Consider the following 3,737-nt stretch of genomic DNA (forward strand, 5'->3'; position numbering starts at 1 on the left):
GTCGCGGCGGGCACGGCCGGCGGCGTGTCCGGGGCGTTCCGGGAGTTTCGAGCTCTGCGGGCCGTGGCGTGCGGTTCCGCGCTGCCGCGGCGTGCGGTCAGGGCTGCCGCGAGCGGGCGCCGATCCCGGCGACGATGGAGACGCCGATCGCCGCGAGGACGATCTGGAAGACCAGCTCCAGCCAGTCGATGCCGCCTGTGTCCTTGACCCCGACGAGGTCCGCGATCCACGTGCCCAGCAGGGCAGCCACGATGCCGACCAGGATCGTCACGAGGATCGAGATGTTCTGCCGTCCGCGCACGAACAGCCGCCCCAGGGCCCCGATGATCGCGCCGATGATGATCGCGCTGATGATGCCGGAGATGCTCACGGTGCTGCCCCTTTCTCGACGTCGGCGCAGGTCGCGCCTTCGTTGACAGTACGGCGAAGCGTGGGTGCACGCCGCCCGTCCGGCGGGGGTGCGCGGCGGCAGCTCGGCGGCATCTCCTCGGCATCTCGGCGGCGTGTCGGCGGGGTTCGTGCGGTGACTTAGGCTCGTGGGGTGAGCAGCTCGACCCCTGACGGCCCGGCGAACGACGGCACCGCGAACGACGGCACCGTGCACGACGGTGCACGGGACGACGCCCCCGCGACGGACGCGCCGACGACGCCCGCACCGGCGGACGACGCCCCCGCGGCGGACGACGGTCCTACCCCGCACTCGCCCGAGGAGCCGCAGGACGTGACGCTGCTCGTCGACCCGGGGCGTGTGCGCCGCGCCCCCAAGTACCCCGTCTTCCTGTGGGTGGGCGCGCTGGTCGGCGCGGTCGTCGGGCTGATCTTCTCCACCTGGCTGATCGACGTCTCCGGATCGGCCGAGACCCTGATGAAGCCGGGCGTCTACGTCGCGGTGACGGTGCTCGGCGGGATCGCGCTCGGGCTGGGGGTCGCGGGGCTGCTCGCGGTGGTCTCCGACCGGCGCAGCCTGCGGCGCCGCTGACCGATCCTCCAGGTCGGCCGCCCGGGCGGCTGTGGGATACTCGACTCATGCCCTTGCGCCCTGACGGCCGCCTGAACCACGACCTCATGCCCGGCGAGAAGGGCCCCCAGGACGCTTGCGGCGTCTTCGGGGTCTGGGCCCCCGGTGAGGAGGTCGCCAAGCTCGCCTACTTCGGTCTGTACGCGTTGCAGCACCGCGGACAGGAGTCCGCCGGCATCGCGACCAGCAACGGCGAGCAGATCCTCGTCTACAAGGACATGGGGCTCGTGTCCCAGGTCTTCGACGAGACCGCCCTCGACGCCCTCACCGGCCACCTCGCCGTGGGCCACTGCCGGTACTCCACCACGGGTGGGGTCACCTGGGAGAACGCCCAGCCGACCCTCGGTGCGACGGCGGGCGGCACCGTGGCCCTCGGCCACAACGGCAACCTCACCAACTCCGCCGAGCTCGTGAACCTCGTGGCCGAGCGCTACGGCGCGCAGCGGCGCGGCGAGCTGGCGCGCGGCAACACCACCGACACGGCGCTCATCACGGCGCTGCTCGCCGGCGACGCCGACCACACCCTCGCGCAGACGGCGCTCGAGGTGCTGCCGCGCCTGCGCGGCGCGTTCTCGCTCGTGTTCATGGACGAGGGGACCCTCTACGCCGCCCGCGACCCGCAGGGCGTGCGCCCGCTGGTCCTGGGGCGCCTCCAGCGCGGCTGGGTCGTCGCGTCCGAGACGCCTGCCCTCGACATCGTCGGCGCGTCGTACGTGCGCGACGTCGAGCCGGGCGAGCTCATCACCATCGACGCCGACGGCCTGCGCTCCGAGCGTTTCGCCGAGACGGAGCGCGCGGCCTGCGTGTTCGAGTACGTGTACCTCGCCCGCCCGGACAACACGATCAACGGTCGCTCGGTGCACGCCTCGCGCGTCGAGATGGGCCGCCGGCTCGCGCGCGAGCACCCGGTCGAGGCCGACCTCGTCATCCCGACGCCGGAGTCCGGCACGCCGGCCGCCGTCGGGTACGCGGCCGAGTCCGGCATCCCCTTCGGGCAGGGGCTCACCAAGAACGCCTACGTGGGCCGCACCTTCATCCAGCCGTCGGACACGCTCCGCCAGCTCGGCATCCGGCTCAAGCTCAACCCGCTCCGCGAGGTCATCCGCGGCAAGCGCCTCGTCGTCGTCGACGACTCGATCGTGCGCGGGAACACGCAGCGGGCCCTGGTCCGGATGCTCCGCGAGGCCGGTGCGGCCGAGGTCCACGTCCGCATCTCCTCCCCGCCGGTGAAGTGGCCGTGCTTCTACGGCATCGACTTCGCGTCGCGCGCCGAGCTGATCGCGAACGGGCTGACACCGGACGAGATCGGGCAGTCCCTGGGCGCCGACTCCCTCGGGTACATCTCGCTCGAGGGCATGATCGAGGCCACCGAGCAGCCCTCGTCCCAGCTGTGCGCCGCGTGCTTCACGGGCAAGTACCCGATCGAGCTCCCCACTGCCGACCAGCTCGGCAAGCACCTGCTGGAGCAGGCCGAGCTGCCGCTCGGCGCGCCCGAGGACGGGCTCACGCGGGTCTCCGTGGGCGCCGGTGGCGCCAACGCCCTCGACCACCCCTGACAGCCGACTGGTACAGCCGACGAACGGTGAGCATCACGTGACGAACGAACCCCTGACCTACGCCGCCGCCGGCGTCGACACCGAGGCGGGCGACAAGGCCGTCGAGCTGATGAAGGACGCGGTGCGCCGCACGCACGGTCCCGCCGTCCTCGGCGGGGTGGGCGGGTTCGCCGGGCTCTTCGACCTGTCGGCGATCCGCACGTACCGGCAGCCGCTGCTCGCCACGTCGACCGACGGCGTCGGCACCAAGGTCGCGATCGCCCAGGCGCTCGACAAGCACGACACGATCGGCTTCGACCTCGTCGGCATGGTCGTGGACGACATCGTGGTGGTCGGCGCCGAGCCGCTGTTCATGACGGACTACATCGCCACGGGCAAGGTCGTCCCCGAGCGCGTGGCCGACATCGTGCGCGGCATCGCGCAGGCCTGCGAGGTGGCCGGCACGGCGCTCGTGGGTGGCGAGACCGCCGAGCACCCGGGCCTCCTGGAGCCGGACGAGTACGACGTCGCGGGTGCCGCCACGGGCATCGTCGAGGCGGACGCCGTCCTCGGCCCGGAGCGGGTCCGCGCGGGCGACGTGCTGGTCGCGATGGGCTCGAGCGGCCTGCACTCGAACGGCTACTCGTTGGTCCGCGCGGTCGTGAAGCACGCCGGCTGGACCCTGGACCGGCACGTCGAGGAGTTCGGCCGCACGCTGGGCGAGGAGCTGCTGGAGCCCACCCGCGTCTACGCGCGCGACGTGCTCGCGCTCGCGGAGGACCCCGCGGCGCAGGTGCACGCGTTCACGCATGTGACGGGCGGCGGCCTCGCGGCGAACCTCGCGCGCGTCCTGCCGGCCGGGACCGTGGCGACGGTGGACCGCGCGTCGTGGGAGGTCCCCGCGGTGTTCCGCACGGTCCGCGACCTCGGCTCGGTGCCGCGGAGCGACCTGGAGAACACGCTCAACCTGGGCGTCGGCATGGTGGCCGTCGTCGCAGCCGACGGCGTGGACGCCGCCCTGGCGACGCTCGCGGCGCGCGGGGTGCCCGCCTGGGTGCTGGGCTCGGTGGCCGACCTGGACCCCGCCGCACCGGCAGAGGACCTCGTGGCAGGCACGAAGGGCGTGCAGGGCGGCGCGGTCCGCCTGACGGGCGACTACCGCTGAGGTGCGGGGGAGGCGAGCC

Annotated in this window: 4 protein-coding genes; 3 read left to right on the plus strand and 1 reads right to left on the minus strand. The window is 73.3% G+C overall.

Annotation, left to right across the window (positions count from 1 at the left end):
* Nucleotides 1-97: 97 nt before the first annotated feature.
* Entirely contained in the window at nt 98-370 is a 273-nt protein-coding gene (locus tag ACFT55_RS19585; protein WP_380245522.1) for a GlsB/YeaQ/YmgE family stress response membrane protein, read from the minus strand.
* A gap of 171 nt (nt 371-541) precedes the next feature.
* On the opposite strand from ACFT55_RS19585, the gene ACFT55_RS19590 reads away from it, so the two are divergent.
* Genes ACFT55_RS19590 through purM form a run of 3 tightly spaced genes read left to right on the plus strand, consistent with a single transcriptional unit; the run spans nt 542 to nt 3,718 of the window.
* Nucleotides 542-979, plus strand: coding sequence for a histidine kinase (locus tag ACFT55_RS19590; RefSeq protein ID WP_380245523.1), 438 nt, complete (start codon nt 542-544; stop codon nt 977-979).
* A 47-nt stretch (nt 980-1,026) separates the two neighbouring features.
* Entirely contained in the window at nt 1,027-2,574 is a 1,548-nt protein-coding gene (gene purF, locus ACFT55_RS19595; protein ID WP_380245524.1) for an amidophosphoribosyltransferase, read from the plus strand.
* 37 nt (nt 2,575-2,611) lie between these two features.
* On the plus strand, nt 2,612-3,718 hold the full coding sequence (purM, locus tag ACFT55_RS19600) for a phosphoribosylformylglycinamidine cyclo-ligase (protein WP_380245525.1): 1,107 nt from the start codon (nt 2,612-2,614) through the stop codon (nt 3,716-3,718).
* Nucleotides 3,719-3,737 lie beyond the last annotated feature (19 nt).

This window comes from Isoptericola sp. NPDC057191 (assembly GCF_042670225.1).
Lineage (GTDB): Bacteria > Actinomycetota > Actinomycetes > Actinomycetales > Cellulomonadaceae > Isoptericola.